This window comes from Ruminococcus bromii, from assembly GCF_928721825.1.
Taxonomy (GTDB): domain Bacteria; phylum Bacillota; class Clostridia; order Oscillospirales; family Acutalibacteraceae; genus Ruminococcoides; species Ruminococcoides bromii.
In genome coordinates this window covers 1029425-1051945 of record NZ_CAKMVP010000003.1, presented here as the reverse complement: position 1 = coordinate 1051945, position 22521 = coordinate 1029425, and the positions used below count along the sequence as shown (strand labels likewise).

Genomic DNA, 22521 nt, shown 5'->3' with positions numbered 1-22521 from the left:
CTTCAAAAAATGCACATATTTTATTACATACATTCGACACCTTGTTCATATTAATGAACGAGGTGTTTTTTATGTTAAGAAAGGCGTTTGTTTCAATAACATTGTGTGCTGTGCTTTTACTGTCGCCGTTTGTCGGATTAAAAGTGAATGCTCTCAGTGCGGACAGCATATCCGCTCCGTCTGCCGTGCTAATGGAATCGTCAACAGGCAAAGTTCTTTTTGAGAAAAAACCACATGAGCAAAGACCGTGTGCGTCCGTAACAAAGGTAATGACGCTTTTGCTCGTCTTTGAGGCTGTTGACAGCGGAAAATTAAGCCTTGACGATGAAATTACGGCATCCGAACACGCCGCAGGAATGGGTGGAAGTGACATTTGGCTTGAAAAAGGCGAAACCATGAGTGCGGATGATATGATAAAGGCAACGGTTGTGGTATCTGCCAACGATGCGGCAGTTGCGCTTGCGGAGCATATCAGCGGAAGTGAGGACGCTTTTGTTGAAAAAATGAACAGCCGTGCCAAAGAACTCGGAATGAACGACACCGTTTTCAAAAACTGTAACGGACTTGATGAGGAGGGGCATATAACCTCTGCCTATGATGTTGCGCTTATGTCAAGAGAGCTTACAAAGCATGAGAAAATTTTTGACTACACATCAATTTGGCTCGACAATCTTCGTGGTGGTAAAACTCAGATTGTCAACACGAACAAGCTGTTGAAAACTTATAACGGAATTACGGGATTGAAAACAGGCACAACCAACGATGCGGGTTGCTGTATGTCTGCAACCGCAACAAGGGGAGATGTTTCGCTGATAAGCGTTGTTCTCGGCTGTAAAACAGGCAAAGAGCGATTTGCAGATGCGGCGGCACTTCTTGATTACGGTTTTGCAAATGTTTCCGTGAAAGAATTAACACTTCCCGAAGATATGCCGAAAAGCATTGATGTAAACGGCGGTATGACCGACAGCGTAAAGCTTGAATGTAAGGTTTCTTCAAAAATAGTGGTTGACAAAGGAAACGGTGCTAAAATTACAACCGAAATCGACCTGCCCGACAAGATTGACGCTCCCGTTGAAAAGAATAGGAAGATAGGTACGCTTACATATCTTGTCAATTCAAAAAAGGCGCAGAGCTTTGATATTTGTGCAGGCGATTCTGTTCAAAAAACAAGCTTCGGCGCATTGCTTGAATATGTGTTCGCCTCGCTGATTTCCCTTTGATTTTATCGGAAAATCAAGCGTTTGTGCATTGTTATTAAAAGCAGTACAAAAAACAATGCGGGTTTATTTTAAAAATTCACAAATTGACCTTGCAAAAACGCTCATATTATAGTATAATAAAACAACAAAGATACTTATTGCGATTCTATTTTCGCTATAGGAATTTTGGAGGAATTTATAAATGGCAACAAAGTTAAATGACAAGTATTTAAGTGATTTTATCGGCGAACACGAATATGACGGTGTTGCTGCCGAAGTTAAAGCAGCTCACAAGGTGTTGCATGACGGCAGCGGCCTTGGCAACGACTTTTTGGGTTGGCTCAATCTTCCTACAGATTATGACAAGGAAGAGTTCGCACGCATCAAGAAGTGTGCAGAGAAAATCAAGAAAGATACTGATGTATTCATTGTAATCGGTATCGGCGGTTCTTACCTCGGCGCAAGAGCGGCTATTGAATTTCTTTCATCACAGAACTACAACCTTACCTGCAAGGATACACCGCAGATTTTCTTCACAGGTAACTCAATCAGTTCATCTGCACTTGCAGAAATCATGGAGCTTTGCGAGGGCAAGGATGTTTCCGTAAATATGATTTCCAAGTCAGGTACAACAACTGAGCCTGCCATCGCTTTCCGTGTGTTCCGTGAAATGCTCGAAAAGAAGTACGGTAAAGAGGGCGCAAGAGAGCGTATTTACTGCACAACTGACAAGGCCAAGGGTACACTCAAGGCTCTTGCCGACGAAGAGGGCTACGAAACATTTGTTGTTCCGGACGATGTAGGCGGTCGTTTCTCGGTTCTCACAGCAGTAGGTCTTCTTCCTATCGCAGTTTCGGGTGCTGATATTGACGCTCTTATGCAGGGTGCCGCAACAGCTCAGAAAGAATTTGACAACGATGATTTAAAGACAAACGATTGTTACAAATATGCTGCAATCAGAAATATGCTTTACCGCAAGGGCAAAACTATGGAAGTTATGGTTTCTTATGAGCCGGCTTACACAATGATGTCAGAGTGGTTCAAGCAGCTCTTTGCAGAGAGTGAAGGCAAGGATAACAAGGGTATTTTCCCCGCAAGCGTTATCTTCTCAACAGACCTTCATTCACTCGGTCAGTACATTCAGGACGGCAGACGCACAATGTTTGAAACTGTTGTTCTCTTTGATAAATGTAAAAAAGAAGTTACTCTCGGTACAGACCCGACAAATGTTGACGGTCTTAACTTCCTTTCGGGCAAGACAATGGGATTCGTAAATCAGAAGGCTTTCGAGGGTACAGTTCTCGCTCATAATGACGGCGGTGTACCGAACATTGTTCTTAATGTTCCCGAAATGAACGAATCAGAGCTTGGCTATCTCATCTACTTCTTTGAGAAGGCTTGTGCTATTTCAGGTTATATGCTCGGTGTTAATCCGTTTAACCAGCCGGGTGTTGAAAGCTACAAGAAGAATATGTTCGCTCTTCTCGGCAAGCCGGGCTATGAGGATCAGAAGGCTGCTCTTGAGGCAAGACTCGGATAATTTCTTAATAAAGTATAACAACGGAGGAACTAATTATGGTTACTTTACTTATCGGTAAAAAAGGAACAGGCAAAACTAAAAAGCTCATCTCTCTTGCTAACGAGGCTGTTGCCGCTTCAACAGGCAATGTTGTTGTAATTGAAAAAGGCTCAAAGCTCACATATGATGTTACACATAAGGCAAGACTTATTGATACAGAGCAGTATCTCATCAGCGGTTATGATATGCTTTTCGGTTTTATCAGCGGTATCTGTGCAGGCAATTACGATGTTACTGACATTCTCGTTGACTCAACATTCAAGATTTGCCCCGAGGCTCTTGCAGGCCTTGAAACCTTCACAAAGAAGCTTCAGGATCTTGCCGAAACTGCATCAACTAACATTGTTCTACTTATTTCTGCTGACGAAAGCGAAATTCCGGAGTCAATCAACGCTGTTTGCCGCAAGGTTTAATTGATACTTAAAAACAAACTTATCCCTCTCGTTTTTCGGGAGGGATTTTTGTATATACAACTGTATAAATTTAGCACCCTCGTCAATAATAGAAACGGAGGTGCTTATTTATGAGCGATTATTATAACAGGAACAGAAAGAAGAAACGCAGCCGCCGTGAAAAAATCGGTTTCTACACAGCTTGTTCAATTTGTCTTATTGCAGTTTGTATGGCGGTGTATTCAACCTACAATACATTATCGGTTCCAAATACCAAAACTACGACCGTGACACAAAGCAATGAGGTTAAGGTCAATGAAAATGTTACGGGCGTAACCCAAACTTTGCCCGAAGTCAAGCTTGATGTCGAAGTTCCGACAATTGTTGCAACCGAAGAACCGGCAACAAATCCGACAGAAAGTTCAAAAAATGCTCTTGAAACAATGCTTTCAACTAATTTGAGCCTGAACTATCCGCTCAATTCAAATAACATTGTTCGTGAGTACAGCGAAAAAAGTGTTTATTTCAAAACTTTGAATGTATGGAAACCACACACGGGAGTTGATTTCGGAGGAAAACTCGGTGATGATGTAGAAGCAATGACCGGCGGAGTGGTTACTAATGTGTGTGACGACAAAATGCTTGGCAAAATTGTTGAAATTTCAACAGAGAATGTTGTCTGCCGTTACTGCGGGTTAGGGTCGGTTAATGTGAATAAAGGTGATTCGGTTGATGTGGGCTATAAAGTCGGTACAATAGGGGCAGTTCCTTTTGAAGCAGGGGACGAAAACCATATACACATTGAAGTGAAGATTGATGGCAAGTACGCCGATCCGCTTTCTTTTATAAATAACAATGAATAATTGCGATTTTGACGCATACAATATTATTGCAAGCCCTCGTTTCGTTTTAAGGGGCATCAAAAAGGCGGATACTTCTAAGTAAGCATCCGCCTCATTTTTATGATTTTATGTCAATGATAAGAATCACGATTATTAAATTAAAATTCCTAAATTAAAAGTGATTATCTTTCGCTCTCGTGCCATTCTTCGTTACCAAAGATAAAATCATCAAGATCCATAATGACAAATTTCATATAGTACACCTCCTTAATAAAACAATATAGTATATTCAGGAAATGATCGAATATGAGTATTATTTTTTGTTTGAGTTACAAATGTTAATGTAACTGATAATAATGTCAACGGCCTGATCAACTGTCAGGTTTGTGCTGTTAAGGCACAAATCATAGTTGTCCGGAAGACCCCATTTCTTTCCTGAATAAAAACTATAGTAATTTGCTCTGTTCTTGTCTGCCTTCAAAACTGCCTGTTTTGCTCTGGCAGGGTCAATGTCCTGTCTGTCAACAGCTCTTTTAATTCTCTTATCAAGATCAGCATAAATATATACCTTCACAAGTTTCGGATTATCCTTAAGAACATAGTCGGCGCATCTACCGACAACAACGAAATTTTCCTTTTCTGCAAGCTGCTTGATAATCTTGTGCTGTAAAATGTAAAGACGGTCATTAACCGGCAGGTCACCGACTGAAGAAAAGTTGTTACCGTAATTGTACAGTCCCACAGACAATGAATACAAAAGACTGTTGGTAGCTCTTTCGTCAGCGTGCTTAAACACCTCAGGAGAAACACCGCTTTCTTTAGCGGCAATAGAAATGAGCTCCTTATCATAAAACGATATGCCAAGCCTCTCGGCAAGAGCTTTACCAATATCGTGTCCGCCGGAACCATACTGTCTTGTGATGGCAATAATTTTATCAAAACTCATAACTAAACCTCCCAGTATTTGCAATTTGTAAAGTTGTACAGCAGCAACATTAAGTAGCTAAATGTCAAAACTATATCGCTTTACATATACTATAATAACACATTTTTGCGAAAAGTCCAGTCTGTAAAAACAAATTTTACGAAATTTGTACAAAACGAACAAATAAGTCTTATCCAAATTATATAAATGCACAATATAATTGGGTGTGAAATTACATTTAAAGGATAAGAACAAATTTCTTTTTACATATATATGCATATGAAGAGGGATTCAGCGTGTAAAAGGCAGAATAATAGTGAAAAGGCATTAAAAATCAGATAGAATAAAGAATAATATAGAAAATTTGCCGATAATGTAAAAAAGATAAAGAAATTGTCAAAAAGGGGTTTACAAAAGAAGGAAGTGCTGATATAATATCAACTGTTGCGCTGAGAGGCGAGGCAGACAAGAGAAAACACGAACGGTGAAAGAGTGTGGAACGCACGGAAGTGGAGAGTCAACATTCAGAAAGTAATCAAAAGTGTTGCTCGGTTTTGATTTTAAAAGCTGAAAAAACTTTTTAAAAAACTTTTAAAAAGTGCTTGACAAAATCAAAACAGCGTAGTATAATAGCTCTTGCACTGCTGAGGTGTGCGACTTCAAATGAAGAAAGCAAACAAGCCTTGAAAGTGCGTAGGACCTTGAAAATTGAACAACGAGATAATGTAAAGAAACCCGTAATGACTTTGAGAAAAGCTCAAAGAATTACAGTGAGATGTACACTAAAAAGCATCAGGAATTACGGATATAGTCAGTGACATATTCGTCAATGAGCGATTAAAGCTCTGAAATTGATTTGAACAGCTGAAAGGCTGTTGAGATACAAATTTTAGAGAGTTTGATCCTGGCTCAGGACGAACGCTGGCGGCGTGCCTAACACATGCAAGTCGAACGGAACTGTTTTGAAAGATTTCTTCGGAATGAATTTGATTTAGTTTAGTGGCGGACGGGTGAGTAACGCGTGAGTAACCTGCCTTCAAGAGGGGGATAACATTCTGAAAAGAATGCTAATACCGCATGACATATCGGAACCACATGGTTTTGATATCAAAGATTTTATCGCTTGAAGATGGACTCGCGTCCGATTAGTTAGTTGGTGAGGTAACGGCTCACCAAGACCGCGATCGGTAGCCGGACTGAGAGGTTGAACGGCCACATTGGGACTGAGACACGGCCCAGACTCCTACGGGAGGCAGCAGTGGGGGATATTGCGCAATGGGGGCAACCCTGACGCAGCAACGCCGCGTGAAGGATGAAGGTTTTCGGATTGTAAACTTCTTTTATTAAGGACGAAAATTGACGGTACTTAATGAATAAGCTCCGGCTAACTACGTGCCAGCAGCCGCGGTAATACGTAGGGAGCAAGCGTTGTCCGGATTTACTGGGTGTAAAGGGTGCGTAGGCGGCTTTGCAAGTCAGATGTGAAATCTATGGGCTCAACCCATAAACTGCATTTGAAACTGTAGAGCTTGAGTGAAGTAGAGGCAGGCGGAATTCCCCGTGTAGCGGTGAAATGCGTAGAGATGGGGAGGAACACCAGTGGCGAAGGCGGCCTGCTGGGCTTTAACTGACGCTGAGGCACGAAAGCGTGGGTAGCAAACAGGATTAGATACCCTGGTAGTCCACGCTGTAAACGATGATTACTAGGTGTGGGGGGTCTGACCCCTTCCGTGCCGGAGTTAACACAATAAGTAATCCACCTGGGGAGTACGGCCGCAAGGTTGAAACTCAAAGGAATTGACGGGGGCCCGCACAAGCAGTGGAGTATGTGGTTTAATTCGAAGCAACGCGAAGAACCTTACCAGGTCTTGACATCCAACTAACGAAGTAGAGATACATTAGGTGCCTTTCGGGGAAAGTTGAGACAGGTGGTGCATGGTTGTCGTCAGCTCGTGTCGTGAGATGTTGGGTTAAGTCCCGCAACGAGCGCAACCCTTGCTATTAGTTGCTACGCAAGAGCACTCTAATAGGACTGCCGTTGACAAAACGGAGGAAGGTGGGGACGACGTCAAATCATCATGCCCCTTATGACCTGGGCTACACACGTACTACAATGGATGTTAACAGAGGGAAGCAAGACAGTGATGTGGAGCAAACCCCTAAAAACATTCTCAGTTCAGATTGCAGGCTGCAACCCGCCTGCATGAAGATGGAATTGCTAGTAATCGCGGATCAGAATGCCGCGGTGAATACGTTCCCGGGCCTTGTACACACCGCCCGTCACACCATGGGAGCCGGTAATACCCGAAGTCAGTAGTCCAACCTCGTGAGGACGCTGCCGAAGGTAGGATTGGCGACTGGGGTGAAGTCGTAACAAGGTAGCCGTATCGGAAGGTGCGGCTGGATCACCTCCTTTCTATGGAGACCAAATCAGATGAAACAAGCTGGTTTAAATTCCAAGGTCAGCATTACGAAAGATTTCTTTTCAAAACTCGTTGTTTAATTTTCAGGGTCCTGCCCGAGATATACGGGGGTATAGCTCAGCTGGGAGAGCACCTGCTTTGCAAGCAGGGGGTCAGCGGTTCGATCCCGCTTATCTCCACCAATAAGAATAGCACTTGAATCATCAAGCAACAGCTATTCTTAAAAATACGGCTTAAGAAATAACGAGCCAAAACCAATATGGGCTTATAGCTCAGCCGGTTAGAGCGCACGCCTGATAAGCGTGAGGTCGGTGGTTCGAGTCCACTTAAGCCCACCATATAGAAGAGCCGAGGTTCGTAGCCCGAAAATAACGACCGGCGAGGACTAAGATGTGAAAATCACGCAAGTGATTGAAACATATTAGACGAGTGGGAGTTATTTGAGGAGAAGCGAAGAACAACGAGGCTTGACATCATCAAGTCTAATCTCTTCTAAAGCACCTTGAAAACTGAATAAAGAAGCAGATAAAGCGAGAAAAGTATTAGTTATACAGGTAAACAAACTCAAATGATAATTTGAATGCGTAAACCATAGGTAAAAAATACTACAATTAAGCTTAAGGGTAATAAGAAGATTAGTTATAAATAAACTAAAGGCTTATTAAACTGCGAAAAGAGTAATTAACATTACAAGAAAAAGAAGAACCAAAGATATCTCATAATGGTCAAGCTACAAAGAGCACAAGGGGAATGCCTTGGCACCGAGAGCCGAAGAAGGACGTGACTAACTGCGATAAGCTGCGGGGAGCCGTAAGTGGGCTTTGATCCGCAGATTTCCGAATGGAGCAATCCGGCAAGAGGAAAGTCTTGTCATCATATACTGAATACATAGGTATATGAGGGGAACCGCCTGAACTGAAACATCTAAGTAGGGCGAGGAAGAGAAATCAACTGAGATTCCGTAAGTAGTGGCGAGCGAACGCGGAAGAGGCCAAACCGAGAGTAGTAATACTTTCGGGGTTCGGACAGAATACGGTATTGTAAAGGTTTAGTGGAATGGAATGGGAAGTCCAACCGAAGAAGGTGAGAGTCCTGTACACGAAAAGCCTGAACAGCCATCTGTATCCAGAGTACCGCCGGACACGTGAAACCCGGTGGGAATATGGGGGGACCATCCTCCAAGCCTAAATACTACTCGGTGACCGATAGTGAAGAAGTACTGTGAAGGAAAGGTGAAAAGTACCCCTGACGGGGAGTGAAAAAGAACCTGAAACCTTGTGTTTACAAGCACCGAAAGCTCATCAAAGAGCGATCGGGTACCTTTTGTAGAATGGTCCGGCGAGTGAATGTAACCGGCGAGGTTAAGCACCTAAGGTGTGAAGCCGCAGCGAGAGCAAGTCTGAAAAGGGCGTATGAAGTCGGTTGTATTCGACCCGAAACCGGGTGACCTACCCATGGTCAGGTTGAAGTAAAGGTAAAACTTTATGGAGGACCGAACCGACTCCCGTTGAAATGGTAGCGGATGAACTGTGGGTAGCGGAGAAATTCCAATCGAACCCGGAGATAGCTGGTTCTCTCCGAAATAGCTTTAGGGCTAGCCTTGAAATAGATTACCGGAGGTAAAGCACTGAATTGGCTAGGGGCCGAGAGGTTACTGAACCTTATCAAACTAAGAATGCCGGATAATCGTTTTTCAGGAGTCAGACAGTGGGAGATAAGTTTCATTGTCAAAAGGGAAACAGCCCAGACCCACAGCTAAGGTCCCCAAGTATAGTTAAGTGGAAAAGGATGTGGAATTGCACAGACAACCAGGATGTTGGCTTAGAAGCAGCCACTCATTAAAAGAGTGCGTAATAGCTCACTGGTCGAGTGACTCTGCGCCGAAAATTTAACGGGGCTAAACTATACACCGAAGCTTGGGATACATCTAATGTATGGTAGGAGAGCGTTCTGTATGGGGAGAAGTCGTAGCGAAAGCGGCGGTGGACTATACAGAAGTGAGAATGCCGGAATAAGTAGCGAGAATTAAGTGAGAATCTTAATGGCCGAAAGTCTAAGGTTTTTGGAGGAAGGTTCGTCCGCTCCAAGTAAGTCGGGAGCTAAGGTCAGGCCGAAAGGCGTAGCCGATGCACATACGGTTGATATTCCGTAACCATCTGTAATTTAAGCAAAGGGACACTTCAAAAGGGTGTGACCCGGGCGTTGGTTGACCCGGGCGTAAGGGACCGAAATTAGAGTAGGGAAGCACACTTAGCTGAAGGCGAGAAAAGCTTTGCGTATAGAAGCAGATGCCCGTACCGCAAACCGACACAGGTGGACAGGAAGAGAATTCTAAGGCCAGCGGGAGAAGGGTAGTTAAGGAACTCGGCAAATTGACTCCGTAACTTCGGAATAAGGAGTGCTCGAAAGAGCCGCAGAGAATAGGCCCAGGCGACTGTTTAGCAAAAACACAGGTCTCTGCCAAATCGAAAGATGAAGTATAGGGGCTGACACCTGCCCGGTGCCGGAAGGTTAAGAGGAGGAGTGAGAGCTCCGAATTGAAGCCCCGGTAAACGGCGGCCGTAACTATAACGGTCCTAAGGTAGCGAAATTCCTTGTCGGGTAAGTTCCGACCCGCACGAATGGTGTAACGATCTGGGCACTGTCTCAACTACCCACCCGGCGAAATTGTAGTACCGGTGAAGATGCCGGTTACCTGCGGCAAGACGGAAAGACCCCATGGAGCTTTACTGTAGCCTGATATTGGGTTTCGGAAATCTATGTACAGGATAGGCGGGAGACTTGGAAACATGAGCGTCAGCTTGTGTGGAGTCGATGTTGGGATACCGCCCTTAGGTTTCTGGAATTCTAACCTGCGGCCGTGAAACCGGTCGGGGGACATTGTCAGGTGGGCAGTTTGACTGGGGCGGTCGCCTCCGAAAAGGTAACGGAGGCGCTCAAAGGTTAGCTCAGCACGGACGGAAACCGTGCCTCTGAGTGTAAACGCAAAAGCTAGCCTAACTGCGAGGGTGACGGCCCGAGCAGTAACGAAAGTTGGAGTTAGTGATCCGGCGGTATGTGAATGGAAATGCCGTCGCTCAACGGATAAAAGCTACCCTGGGGATAACAGGCTGATCTCCCCCAAGAGTCCACATCGACGGGGAGGTTTGGCACCTCGATGTCGGCTCATCACATCCTGGGGCTGTATTCGGTCCCAAGGGTTCGGCTGTTCGCCGATTAAAGTGGTACGCGAGCTGGGTTCAGAACGTCGCGAGACAGTTCGGTCCCTATCTGTCGTGGGCGCAGGATATTTGAGGAGCTCTGTCCTTAGTACGAGAGGACCGGGATGGACGTACCTCTGGTGCACCAGTTGTCATGCCAATGGCACGGCTGGGCAGCTATGTACGGAACGGATAAACGCTGAAAGCATCTAAGCGTGAAGCCGACTCCAAGATTAGATATCCCATCGTATAACGAGTAAGACCCCTTGAAGACTACGAGGTTGATAGGCTGCGTGTGTAAGTGCCGTGAGGCATTCAGCTTGGCAGTACTAATAGGTCGAGGGCTTGACCACAAGATTTCTTTGGTCAGCTGTGTAGTATATACTTTAACCCGATTGGTCATTCCAATATGAATTTAACTAATATCTCCTTAATCCTCTTCCTTTATTCAGTTTTCAGGGTGTTTGAAAGAACACAGAGATGCACCATTAGCTCAGTTGGTAGAGCACCTGACTCTTAATCAGGGTGTCCCGGGTTCGAGCCCCTGATGGTGCACCAAGAGAAGTTGCAGGGGCTAATGAGAGCAAAGACCATTAGCCTTTGTGACGAAAGACAAGGCTCGTTGGTCAAGCGGTTAAGACTCCGGCCTCTCACGCCGGCAACGCGGGTTCGATTCCCGCACGAGTCACCAAAAGGGTAAAAAGCTGAAAAGCTTTTATATACAAGAGAATAGTTGGTGTTGATGACGCTGAGGGTCCACCTGTTCCCATACCGAACACAGAAGTTAAGCTCAGTGGTGCCGAAAATACTTGGCTGGTGACGGCCCGGAAAGATAGGGAGATGCCAACACAAAGCATACACCCAAAAGGGTGTATTGCTCTATATTCCTCCATAGCTCAGTCGGTAGTGCGAGTGTACAGAAATGTACTTGAAACTATTGCTTAGTCTAAGGAACAACTAAATATATTATTTAAGTCCACTACCGAGGACTTAAATGACAAAATAAGATTGCTCTTTGTGCAGTCTTAATGGAAATCTTTGAGCGATTCAAAGATAATTGTATATTCCTCCATAGCTCAGTCGGTAGAGCGCATGACTGTTAATCATGATGTCACTGGTTCGAGCCCAGTTGGGGGAGCCAAAACAGAGTAGTCTTTTGACTACTCTGTTTTCTTTTTTATCTAAATTTACTGCTAAATCGGGCGAGAAGGTGAGCGTTAAGAAAACAGTCCGGTGGACTGTTTTTAGTGAACTGGGATTGTGCGAGTGCTGTTTAAGAACCAAACATAGTATGCGAGGCAGTTACTTTCCTCCCTTACAAAGTAAGTTGGGGGAGCCACAAAAAAGTCAGTAATTGAACCATAAACGGCTTGTTTACTGGCTTTTTGCTTTGTGAATGACAAGCGCTTATGTTATAAAGAAAAAGGTAACGCTAAATGAAAGTTAAATTGTATGATAATATAAAATTAAAAACAGGACAGACCGCTTCTGTGGTTGAAATACTCGGTAATCACGAGGCTTATATTGTTGATGTTGATTTAGTTGATGATTACGAAACCATTACAGTATTGAATGAACAAATTGCAGAAGTGATTTCTTAACCGCTCCGTAAAAAAAGGCGGTTTTGTTGTTTAACTTGCCGAGAATATGTTCAGAACATGGAAAACGGCTTGTTTACGGCATTATTTAACTTGATTGCAATTTGCCGAAACAAAACATAATACATCAAACCAGCACTTTGAGAAATCAGGGTGCTTTTTTATTACAATTTAAAGGTGGTGACAGAATGAAAATCAGAGTAACAACAGCATTTAACATCAGGCAGAACGCTTTGACCGCCGTGCCGAATACAGCCTTGATGAGGACAATAAACGCATTGCCCAAACCCGAGCCGATGAGTGGCACGATAGGGCTGATATGCTTGAAGAAAAAGCGAAAAAAGCAGGGAATATCAATAAGGTTTCAAGTGAATCTGTTGCAAAATCTCAAAAAACTGTTATAATAAAATCAGAGGATGTGGGTAACTTGGAACAAGCGAAAAAGCGTGACCATAAGATTTTTATTACTGATACAGCTATTGAAAAGGTGAGTTTGGTTAAGCCAAGTGATTTTTCATACAGTCAGGCTTCTCTGATGAAATCGAAACACAAAGAATTATTGAATGTTGCCAAAAAACAAAACAACAGTAATGAGGTTCTTTTTATTGAAAATTTGGATTTTAATAATGAAGTGCGAATTTCAGGAAATGAATTTGTTGTTTCTCCGGGAAAAAATCCGTTTGCTGTTTCTGTTATCGCTCACGCCGAAAGGCAATCGCTTATTTACCTGCATAATCATCCAAGTACAAATACTTTTTCTGTTGGTGACATAGATACTTTTGTGTGTGAGAAAGCTATAAAAGCAATATCTGTGGTAACAAATCAGGGAGAAGTGTATATTTTAAATAAACTTGACAATTATAGTTTTAATAACACAAGAAAACTTTTAAACGAGATTTATCAATCGTATCCGAATGGTGATATTGATGACAGGGATTTTGTGAAAAAGTTTTTGAAGCGTTGTTATGAAGGAGGCATTGAGTATGCAAAATCAAAATAATTCTGTTATGAATATTGACGACAGGGACAGAGGAAGAAAAGGCATAGAAGAAATGCTTGCGAGAATGTCAAAAATGACTGATATGCCCGACAATCCCAAACAAAACAAAACACAAAGAGAAACAGCATAAATCTTAACCGCTCCGTAAAAAGGGCGGTTTTGTTGTATCTTTAACTTGCCAAGAATAGCCTAAGAGCAAGAAAAACGGCTTGTTTTCGGACTTTTTAACTTGTCTGTAACTTGCCAAGACAAAACTTAACACATCAAATCAGCACTTTGAGAAATCAGAGTGCTTTTTTATTGCATTTAAACCCGTCGATTTCGACCGGTTTAGAAAGGTGGTGACAGAATGAAAATCAGAGTAACAACAGCATTTAATGACAGGCAGAACGGCTATGTAACCCGACCTGTGAATGAAGTTTTTGAATGTTCCGAGCAGAGAGCAAAGGAACTCATTGACGGCGGTTTTGCAGAAGAGGTCAAGCCTGACGCTCCCAAAAAGCCGAGAGCCAAAGCAGTTAAAACAGAAAAAACAGATTAAGCACTTTACGAATATGTAAGGTGCTTTTTTATTGTCCGAAGACATTAAACTACGGGAGACACCGTGCAAAACTGAAACAGAGAGACACTCTATAAACTGATTACGGGAGACACCCGAAAAACTGAAAGGATATGAAAAAATGGCGGTTGACGGTATTTTGAGATTTGATACAAAAATTGATACCGATGGGTTCCGTTCGGGTATAAAAGAAATTTCGTCAAAAATGCTTGACCTTAAAATTCATATTTTCAACAAATGACAGAAAATTTTCTTTGCTCAGAGGCTCGTTTTGACTGTTGTAAATTTTAAGAAGTTTGCCGATTTCAATAACTCCGTAAAGATTTGCCGCAGCCGCAAAATATCTGTATAAAAGGTCTTGTGTTTCCTTTGAAAGTGTACATTCTGATATTAAAATTTGTGCTTGCTTTGCGGCAGAGCATTATATCTCATAAGAAAATTGCAAAAATCAATAAAAACAATTAGAATTGTTTACTGCATTAGCAAAATTAAATCATAATTACAACAAACCCTTGCGTAATTATTTCTATATTTGTTAAAAAACACTTTTTTTAATTGCTTTTTTCCATATTCTCCTTTTTTATTGCTTATTGATGCTTTCTGTGGTATAATTCTATAGATGTATTGCGTAAGTTAGTTTTGGGTTGAGGAGTATTAAATATGAAAGACAGAAAAATGTCGTTTTATAACAGAATTGTGAAAAGAATGCTTGATATTATCTGTTCACTTGTAGCGATAGTGTGTCTGTCAGTACTTTACCTTCCGATATGTGCCATAATAAAATGCACGAGCGAAGGTCCTGTTTTTTTTAGGCAGAAAAGAATAGGAAAAAACAAAAAATATTTCAATATTCTGAAATTCCGCACAATGAGAATTGATACTCCCAAGGATTGTCCTACACATCTTCTTAAAAATCCTGAACAGTATATAACTAAGGTGGGTGCGTTTTTAAGAAAGACAAGTCTTGACGAATTGCCTCAAATTTTTAATATTTTTAAGGGCGATATGTCGGTTATCGGTCCAAGACCTGCACTTTGGAATCAGGATGATTTGATTTCTGAAAGAGATGAGTACGGTATAAATGATTTAAAACCCGGCTTGACGGGTTGGGCGCAGATTAACGGCAGAGATGAGCTTCCTATCCCTGAAAAAGTTCAGATGGATAAGGTTTATTGTGACAATGTCAGTTTTGTTTTTGATTTAAAATGCCTTTTTATGACAGTTGTAAGCGTGTTTAAGCATGATGGTGTAGTTGAGGGCGGAACAGGAGCAATTGCTGATGAAGAATAATCGTAAAAAAGTTATGATTCTTACCAATCATTCTTACATGCTGTATCGTTTCAGAAAAGAATTGATTGAAGAACTTATGAAAAACTATGAGGTCGTACTGAGTATGCCTTTTGTAGGACATCATGAGGATTTCATAAATATGGGACTGCGCTGTATTGAAACTAAGATGGAGCGCAGAGGGGTTAATCCGATTCACGATTTTTCACTTATGAAATTTTATAAAAAAATATTACAGGAAGAAAACCCTGATTTGGTAATTACATACTCTATCAAACCAAATGTTTACGGTGGATTGATGTGTGAAAAGTTAAATATTCCGTTTTATGCGAATGTTCAGGGATTAGGAACGGCATTTCAAAAGCCCGGACTTGCTCAGTTTGTAACAGTTCTTTATAAAACCGCTTTTAAAAATGTAAAAACGGTATTTTTTGAAAATCAGGTTAATGCAGATGAATTTGTTGACAGAAAGATTATTTCTGCCGAGAAAGAAACTATTTTGAACGGCGCAGGAATCAATCTTGAAATTTATGAGTACAAGCCTTACCCGAAAAGTGATCCGCCGCATTTTTTGTATCTTGGCAGAATCATGAAGGAAAAGGGCATGGATGAATTGTTTTCTGCGGCTGAGAAGCTTCACGATGACGGCTATAAATTTGTACTTGACCTTGTAGGCTTTTTTGAAGATGAATACAAGGAAAGAGTTGAGTTACTTGAAAGTAAGGGCGTTGTAAAATTCCACGGATTTCAGGAAGAACCAAGACCTTACTATGCGACCGCCGATTGTGTTGTAATGCCAAGCTATCACGAGGGTATGAGTAATGTAAATCTCGAAGCTTCGGCAACAGGCAGACCTGTCATTACCACTGATATTCCGGGTTGCAGAGAGTCGGTGGAAAATGAATATACAGGCTGGCTTTGTGAACCTAAAAGCGTTGACAGCCTTTATGAAAAAATGAAAGCTTTTCTTGAAACAGATATTTCAAAACGAGAAGTTATGGGTAAATACGCCCGACAAAAAATGGTGGACGAATTTGATAAAAAAATCGTTGTAAACGATACAATAAAGGCTTTAGACTTGTAATTAATATAGATTTTTCAGGTGTGATTTAATGATAATTTACTGGTCCATGATACTTTGGATTTTTTTGATATATATTTTGTATGATATCACTCATAAAGAAGATATAGCGCTTACCGATTATAATTTACAACAGGGAATACAAAGAAGAGTTCCGTGGGCGTATGCTTTTTTAGTTTTCGGTTATTTCATATTTTGGGCATCAATGAGGCACTATGTTGCCGATACAACCGCATATGTTGCAGCTTTTAATAACTATTCAACAAACTTTTCGGAAGAGTTTTCAAAATTGAATTGGGATCCATGGTCTTCCGAAGGCAAGGGAGTTCTCTTTAATGCATACAGCATTTTCTTTAAGTGTTTTATCTCAGATAATTACACACTTTGGCTGAGTTCAATTGCGATTTTCTCCGGTGTGTGTGTAATGATAACATTGAGAAAATATTGCATGAATGCAGATTTCTTTTTGGCTTCGTTTTTGTTTTTGGCATTCCTGTGTTATTCGGGTTATATGCTCAACGGTATGAGACAGTTTATTTGTGTTGCCGTGTCATTTTTGTGCTGTGATTTTATTATTACCGGCAAGTTTTTTAAATTCTTGACTATGGTAGCAATTTTGATATTTATCCATTCTACGGCAATTTTCTTAATACCGATTTACTTTATTGCCAGGTTAAAACCTTGGAGCAAGTTAGTTTGGCTTTTTATTTTTGCAATGGTATTGATTACTGTTTTTGCCGAGCCGTTTTTTGGCAAGGTTGATGAATTTGCTCAAGGCACATCTTATGAAAATGATATAAGTACATATTTTAAAGAAGATGACGGCGTTAATCCGTTGAGAGTTTTATTCTATGCTGTTCCACCCGTTTTAGCTTTTGTTTATCGGGAAAAGTTAAGCAAATATTATGAAAAAATGCCGGTGCTTTCTTTGTGCGTAAACTTATCTGTGTTTACGGCATCAGTTTATCTTGTAGGTATGGTTACCAGCGGTATCTTTATCGGTAGGCTTCCGATTTACAGTGAATTATACGATTTAATTTTGATTCCTGTTTTGTTAAGGATATGTTTTAATGAAAATAATAGAAAATATGTCTATTTTGGATATGTTGCAGTATTATTGCTCTATTATTATTTAACAGGACCGACATATTACCATAGCGATTACTTTGGTGGATTTTAATTATTTGATTTAGGGGTTAATAATTTGAATGTTTTAAGAATATTACATATTGTAACATACATGGGGCGTGGCGGTCTTGAAACTATGATTATGAATTATTACAGAAACATAGACCGTACTAAAATTCAATTTGATTTTCTTGTACATCGTCAGGAAAAGGCTGATTATGATGATGAGATATTATCTTTAGGCGGACATATTTATCATATGCCTATGCTGAATCCCTTTTCTAAGGCTTATTTTAATGCGCTTGATGACTTCTTTGATAATCATAAGTACGATATTGTGCATTCACATTTGGATTGCATGAGTGCATATCCTTTAAAAATTGCACAAAAACATGGCGTTAAGGTGAGAATTGCACATTCGCATAATAAAAGTCAAGACAAAAATTTAAAGTATCCCATTAAGCTTCTTTCAAAACATTTAATTTCTAAGTACGCTACGCATCTTTTTTCTTGCGGTAAAGAGGCAGGAGATTGGATGTTTGGCGGAAATGCATATACTGTCTTAAATAATGCAATTGACGCTGAAAAATATCGGTATGACTGTCAAATAAGAAATCAAGTGCGTGACGAACTGAAAATCAGTAAATCTGATTTTGTAATCGGACATGTCGGAAGATTTAATCCTCAAAAGAATCATCCGTTTTTGATTGATGTTTTTAAGAGTGTACATGATAAAAACAGAAATTCCAAACTGCTTCTTGTAGGAACAGGTAACGGACAGAGTAATATAAGAGAAAAAGTTGATAATCTTGGTTTATCGGATTCCGTGTTTTTTTTAGGAAACAGGGGAGATGTGAATAGAATACTACAGGCAATGGATGTCTTTTTGTTTCCGTCTTTGTATGAAGGATTGCCACTTTCAATAATAGAAGCGCAGGCTGCAGGATTGCCGTGTATCATTTCTGACAGTGTTCCGTCTGAATGCAGAGTTACAGACCTTGCTGAGTCGTTAGATTTGAACTTGCCGATTGATGAGTGGGCGGATGTTGTCTTAGAAAAACAAAGTACGATTAGAAAAAACACGATTGATGATATAAAAAAATCAGGTTTTGATGTTAAACAGAATGTCAGCATTTTGGAATCATTTTATAACAGATTTAATCAATAATGTAGGAGAGTAATAATGAGAAATAAAGCAGTGCTTATAATTCCATATTTTGGAAACATTCCTGATTATTTTAATTTATGGTTAAAGTCGGCTGAGGCTAATTGCGAATTTAATTTTTACATTTATACTGATTTGGCTTTAAAAGTGAACAAGAATTCTAATGTTAAAATTAAATATATGACATTTGATTTTATTAAACAAAAAATAAAAAGAATGTTTGGAAATAGTGTAAAGATAAATTCTCCATATAAGCTTTGTGACTATAAACCTGCTTATGGTGATATATTCTATGATGATATAAAAGAATTTGACTTTTGGGGTTTTTGTGATATAGATTTAATTTTTGGTTATCTTTCTCATTTTATTACAGATGATATATTGGATAAAAATGAAAAAGTATTTTATCACGGACATTTTAGCTTGTTTAAGAACACTCCCACTATGAATAGGCTGTATTTAAGAAAATATAATGGCGTTTGTGATTATAATATCGCTTTTCACACAAATTATTGTTGCCATTTTGACGAAGACGGTACTGTAGCATATGCACCAAAGTATGATAACATAAGTTTATATTTTGATTGGCTTTTTTACGATGTTCCGTGTTGTTCATATGAATTTACAACTTTAGCGGGTGATACTGAAAGATATGTGGTTTGGGACAATGGTAAATTGTTTGTTCGTGATGTCACCGGTTTAAATTATGAAGTGATGTATGTACATTTGCAGAAACGCAAAATGTTGGGATGGCAGAATATAACGGATGATTGTGAGCACTTTTATATTTTAAGAAACTATTTTATTGTATGTAAAAAAGATGAACTGATTTTTAGGTTAAATTCCGTGGATGTTGAACAAAGAAAAATTTTTATGGACAGATATCATAAATTGAGAAGAAAACAAGTGTTTAATAATATCATGTCTGGAGCTATAAAAATGCGGATAAATAGATTATTGTTTAAAATTCGAAATTAACGGAAGTATTATTATGAAATTTATAAATAAAGTACAATTGACGATATTTACCCCTGCTTATAATAGGGCACATACAATAGGTCGTACATATAAATCTTTGTGTTCCCAAAAATGCAAGGATTTCGTGTGGCTTATAGTTGATGACGGTTCAACTGATAATACAGCTGAATTGGTAAAAGACTGGATGTCAAAAGATAACGGCTTCGAAATTCAGTACATATATAAAGAAAACGGCGGTATGCATACCGCACACAATGTTGCGTATAGAAATATACATACCGAACTCAATACTTGTATAGATTCTGATGACGCTTTATCTGAGAACGCTGTTGAAAAAATTATAAACAAATGGAATCAGGTAAAAAGCAGGGGTTATGCAGGTATTATTGCACTCGACGCCAATATGAATACGGGAAAGGTTATAGGAAAAGGCTTTCCTAAAGATATGACAGAAACCACATTGTCGGGTTATTATGCGTCAGGTGGTTCAGGGGATAAGAAACTAATTTATCGTACTGATATTATTAATTCTGTCCCTGAGTATCCGGTATTTGATAATGAAAAATATCTTGCACTTGCATATAAATATAAATTGATAGATCAGAAGTATAAACTTGCTGTTTTAAATGAAGTAGTGTGCGATGTAGAATACCAGGAAGACGGTAATTCACACATTATGTATAAGCAGTACATGAAATGCCCAAAGAGCTTTGCCTTCTGGAGAAAGATATGTATGCAATATCCTGATTCTAATAAAAGATTATTGGTAGATTGTGTGCATTATGTTGCCGACAGTATAATAGCAAAGAATAAACATTATATCAAAGAGTCACCTTGTAAAGTCTTAACATTTTTTTTGAGTCCAATGGGCTTTTTGTTTTACCTTTATATAAGAAGCAAGTTAGATTCTATTATGAAAGTAGGAGATTAATGAGGTGAAAACGAAAAAATGAATGCATTATTTAAAACAGATTTTTACCGTATGACTGGTAATGAGTGGAAGGTAAATTTGTCTAATATATGTAAATTTATTTTTCAACATAATATCAGATTTATGTATCATTACAGAAAGTATTCACAAAACCATAGCGTTTACCGTAAATATAAAATTTATAGATATAGCCGAAAATATGGCATAGAATTTGCACCCGATGTACAAATTGGGGAAGGTTTATACCTTGGACATCCATACAACATAACAGTAGGTGGAGGAGTTAAAATTGGTAATAATGTTAATCTTTCAAAGGGATGTACATTAGGTATGGAAAATAGAGGAAATCGTAGAGGAGTTCCGGTAATAGGAAATCATGTGTTCATTGGAATCAATGCGACAGTTGTAGGCAAAATTACTATTGGTGATGATGTGTTTATAGCACCTAATAGTTTTGTTAATTTTGATGTACCTGATCATTCTGTGGTTGTTGGTAATCCGGGCGTGATTCATAGCAAAAAAGATGCAACTTTAGCATATATAAATTTCTCTGTAGAATAAGAGGTTTAGAGCGACAATGAAAAAGGTACTATATTTGATTCCTAATCTCGCACACGGTGGGGCTGAAAAAGTTTTGGTTAATCTCGCCAATAATATGGATAAAACAAAATTTGATGTAACAGTTCAAACTTTGTTTGATGTAGGTGTTAATCGACAGTATCTTAACTCTGATGTAAAATATATCGGCGGGTTCAAGAGAATGCCTCGTGGCAATACATATGTGATGAAACTTTTTTCTCCTGAAAAACTGTTTAAGTATTTTATCAAAGATAACTATGATATTATTGTTTCGTATTTAGAAGGTCCTACTGCCAGAATAGTAAGTGGCTGCAATAACCCAAATACTAAGCTTGTCAGCTGGATTCACATAGAACAGCATACCAAAGAGCTTGCTTCCAAGAGCTTTAGAAGCTATAAAGAAGCATTAGATTGCTATTCAAAGTTTGACAGGACTGTTTGTGTATCTGACACTGTAAAAGATGATTTTGAATCAATTTTTGATACTAAGAAATCTGTTGAAGTTCTGTATAATACAAATGAATCAGAAAAAATAAAAAAACTTTCCGATGAGAAAGTTGATGATGTTAATTTTAGCAAGGACATAATCAATATTATCTCAGTAGCAAAAATTGTACCTTCAAAGGGTTATGACAGGTTAATGAAGATACATAAAAAGCTTATTGAAGAAAATATAAAAAATCATATTTATATTCTCGGAATAGGCGAAGAAAAAGAAAAATACGAAAAGTATTTGACAGAAAATAATCTTACCGATACTTTTACATTTTTAGGTTACAGAGATAATCCGTATAAATATGTTAAAAAGGCAGATTTGTATGTTTGTTCTTCGAGAAGAGAGGGCTTCAGTACAGCTGTTACAGAAGCATTGATTGTCGGAACTCCTGTTGTTAGCACAAATTGTAGTGGTGCGTACGAATTATTAGGCGAAAACAATGAGTACGGTATCGTAACAGAAAATAATGAAGATGCACTTTATGAGGGCATCAAGAAAATGCTGACAACGCCTGATTTGCTTGAAGCTTATGCCGTAAAAGCAAAAGAGCGTGGTAAAGCTTTCAGTACCGAAAAAACAGTAAAGGCTGTTGAAGAAATGTTAGAAAATTTGTGATTGATATGTCATTAAAATCTTTTATTAAGTCCAAAGTGATGAGATTAAGAAGTGAGATTTCAACGGAAGAGTTAGTAAAACTTGGACTAAAGGTCGGTAAAAATTTCAGCAGACAGGAAAAGACCTTAATTGATCAATCACATTGTTGGCTTATAACAATTGGTGATGATGTTACGTTGGCTCCGAGAGTCCATATTCTTGCTCATGATGCAAGTACCAAGAAAGGCATTGGGTTTACTAAAATTGGTCTCGTTAATATCGGAAATAATGTGTTTATCGGAGCTTCTTCAACTGTATTATCTAATGTAACTATTGGCGATAATGTTGTTATCGGTGCCGGAAGTATTATTTCTAAAGATATTCCTTCAAACAGTGTTGCTGTCGGAAATCCTGCAAAAGTTATTTGTAGCTATGCTGAATTTATAAATAGAAAAGAAAATGAACTAAACAGATCACCACATTATGATTCTAAATATACATTAAGAAATCCTAATTTTAATGATGAAATGAAACGAGAAATGATTAGAGATTTATAATTACATAA

18 protein-coding genes, 5 tRNA genes and 3 rRNA genes are annotated in these 22521 nt (G+C 39.4%); 25 read left to right on the top strand and 1 reads right to left on the bottom strand.

Annotation, left to right across the window (positions count from 1 at the left end):
- Positions 1 to 71 precede the first annotated feature (71 nt).
- From QDI94_RS05320 to QDI94_RS05305, 4 genes are all read left to right on the top strand, one after another.
- Positions 72 to 1220 carry a D-alanyl-D-alanine carboxypeptidase family protein gene (locus tag QDI94_RS05320; RefSeq protein ID WP_278867759.1) on the top strand — a complete coding sequence of 383 codons (1149 nt, stop codon included), beginning with the start codon at positions 72 to 74 and terminating at the stop codon, positions 1218 to 1220.
- Positions 1221 to 1401: 181 nt separating this feature from the next.
- Positions 1402 to 2739 carry a glucose-6-phosphate isomerase gene (locus QDI94_RS05315; protein WP_015522771.1) on the top strand — a complete coding sequence of 446 codons (1338 nt, stop codon included), beginning with the start codon at positions 1402 to 1404 and terminating at the stop codon, positions 2737 to 2739.
- A 35-nt stretch (positions 2740 to 2774) separates the two neighbouring features.
- Positions 2775 to 3191 (top strand): hypothetical protein, encoded by a 417-nt coding sequence (locus QDI94_RS05310; protein WP_015522772.1) that lies wholly within the window; start codon positions 2775 to 2777, stop codon positions 3189 to 3191.
- 110 nt (positions 3192 to 3301) lie between these two features.
- A complete protein-coding gene (locus tag QDI94_RS05305; RefSeq protein ID WP_278867756.1) occupies positions 3302 to 4033 on the top strand; it encodes a M23 family metallopeptidase in 732 nt (243 codons plus the stop codon).
- Between the two features lie 292 nt (positions 4034 to 4325).
- On the opposite strand, the gene QDI94_RS05300 is transcribed toward QDI94_RS05305, so the two are convergent.
- On the bottom strand, positions 4326 to 4958 hold the full coding sequence (locus QDI94_RS05300; RefSeq protein ID WP_176790844.1) for a cytidylate kinase-like family protein: 633 nt from the start codon (positions 4956 to 4958) through the stop codon (positions 4326 to 4328).
- An 865-nt stretch (positions 4959 to 5823) separates the two neighbouring features.
- On the opposite strand from QDI94_RS05300, the gene QDI94_RS05295 reads away from it, so the two are divergent.
- From QDI94_RS05295 to QDI94_RS05195, 21 genes are all read left to right on the top strand, one after another.
- A 16S ribosomal RNA gene (locus QDI94_RS05295) occupies positions 5824 to 7353 on the top strand.
- A 113-nt stretch (positions 7354 to 7466) separates the two neighbouring features.
- Positions 7467 to 7542 (top strand) — tRNA-Ala (locus QDI94_RS05290).
- Positions 7543 to 7621: 79 nt separating this feature from the next.
- Positions 7622 to 7698, top strand: a tRNA-Ile gene (locus QDI94_RS05285).
- 385 nt (positions 7699 to 8083) lie between these two features.
- A 23S ribosomal RNA gene (locus QDI94_RS05280) occupies positions 8084 to 10913 on the top strand.
- Positions 10914 to 11042: 129 nt separating this feature from the next.
- Positions 11043 to 11118: transfer RNA gene (locus QDI94_RS05275), tRNA-Lys, on the top strand.
- A gap of 58 nt (positions 11119 to 11176) precedes the next feature.
- Positions 11177 to 11251: transfer RNA gene (locus tag QDI94_RS05270), tRNA-Glu, on the top strand.
- 41 nt (positions 11252 to 11292) lie between these two features.
- Positions 11293 to 11409: ribosomal RNA gene (rrf, locus tag QDI94_RS05265) — 5S ribosomal RNA — on the top strand.
- The 16S, 23S and 5S rRNA genes sit together here with 5 tRNA genes alongside, the layout of an rRNA operon.
- A gap of 216 nt (positions 11410 to 11625) precedes the next feature.
- Positions 11626 to 11701: transfer RNA gene (locus QDI94_RS05260), tRNA-Asn, on the top strand.
- Positions 11702 to 11996: 295 nt separating this feature from the next.
- Complete coding sequence (locus tag QDI94_RS05255; protein WP_169923217.1) at positions 11997 to 12161, top strand: hypothetical protein; 165 nt, start codon at positions 11997 to 11999, stop codon at positions 12159 to 12161.
- Positions 12162 to 12477: 316 nt separating this feature from the next.
- Positions 12478 to 13158 carry a hypothetical protein gene (locus QDI94_RS05250; protein ID WP_278867753.1) on the top strand — a complete coding sequence of 227 codons (681 nt, stop codon included), beginning with the start codon at positions 12478 to 12480 and terminating at the stop codon, positions 13156 to 13158.
- Positions 13142 to 13288, top strand: a complete 147-nt coding sequence (locus QDI94_RS05245) for a hypothetical protein (RefSeq protein ID WP_278867750.1) — start codon at positions 13142 to 13144, stop codon at positions 13286 to 13288. The genes QDI94_RS05250 and QDI94_RS05245 overlap by 17 nt, the downstream gene beginning before the upstream one ends.
- Positions 13289 to 13507: 219 nt before the next feature.
- Entirely contained in the window at positions 13508 to 13699 is a 192-nt protein-coding gene (locus QDI94_RS05240; protein ID WP_278867747.1) for a hypothetical protein, read from the top strand.
- Positions 13700 to 14377: 678 nt separating this feature from the next.
- On the top strand, positions 14378 to 15007 hold the full coding sequence (locus tag QDI94_RS05235) for a sugar transferase (protein WP_242958558.1): 630 nt from the start codon (positions 14378 to 14380) through the stop codon (positions 15005 to 15007).
- Entirely contained in the window at positions 14997 to 16088 is a 1092-nt protein-coding gene (locus QDI94_RS05230; RefSeq protein WP_278867743.1) for a glycosyltransferase family 4 protein, read from the top strand. Before QDI94_RS05235 ends, QDI94_RS05230 begins: the two co-directional genes overlap by 11 nt.
- Positions 16089 to 16116: 28 nt before the next feature.
- A complete protein-coding gene (locus QDI94_RS05225) occupies positions 16117 to 17265 on the top strand; it encodes an EpsG family protein (RefSeq protein ID WP_341460960.1) in 1149 nt (382 codons plus the stop codon).
- Positions 17266 to 17289: 24 nt separating this feature from the next.
- Positions 17290 to 18381 carry a glycosyltransferase family 1 protein gene (locus QDI94_RS05220; RefSeq protein WP_278867740.1) on the top strand — a complete coding sequence of 364 codons (1092 nt, stop codon included), beginning with the start codon at positions 17290 to 17292 and terminating at the stop codon, positions 18379 to 18381.
- 15 nt (positions 18382 to 18396) lie between these two features.
- Entirely contained in the window at positions 18397 to 19356 is a 960-nt protein-coding gene (locus QDI94_RS05215; RefSeq protein ID WP_101028630.1) for a DUF6625 family protein, read from the top strand.
- 13 nt (positions 19357 to 19369) lie between these two features.
- Positions 19370 to 20287 (top strand): glycosyltransferase family 2 protein, encoded by a 918-nt coding sequence (locus QDI94_RS05210; protein ID WP_278867737.1) that lies wholly within the window; start codon positions 19370 to 19372, stop codon positions 20285 to 20287.
- Positions 20288 to 20305: 18 nt separating this feature from the next.
- On the top strand, positions 20306 to 20848 hold the full coding sequence (locus QDI94_RS05205; protein ID WP_278867735.1) for a serine O-acetyltransferase: 543 nt from the start codon (positions 20306 to 20308) through the stop codon (positions 20846 to 20848).
- 16 nt (positions 20849 to 20864) lie between these two features.
- The gene (locus QDI94_RS05200) at positions 20865 to 21977 is read left to right on the top strand and encodes a glycosyltransferase (protein ID WP_278867732.1); all 1113 of its coding nucleotides are present in this window, start codon (positions 20865 to 20867) and stop codon (positions 21975 to 21977) included.
- Positions 21978 to 21982: 5 nt separating this feature from the next.
- Positions 21983 to 22513, top strand: coding sequence for a DapH/DapD/GlmU-related protein (locus QDI94_RS05195; protein WP_278868709.1), 531 nt, complete (start codon positions 21983 to 21985; stop codon positions 22511 to 22513).
- The last annotated feature ends 8 nt before the right edge of the window (positions 22514 to 22521 follow it).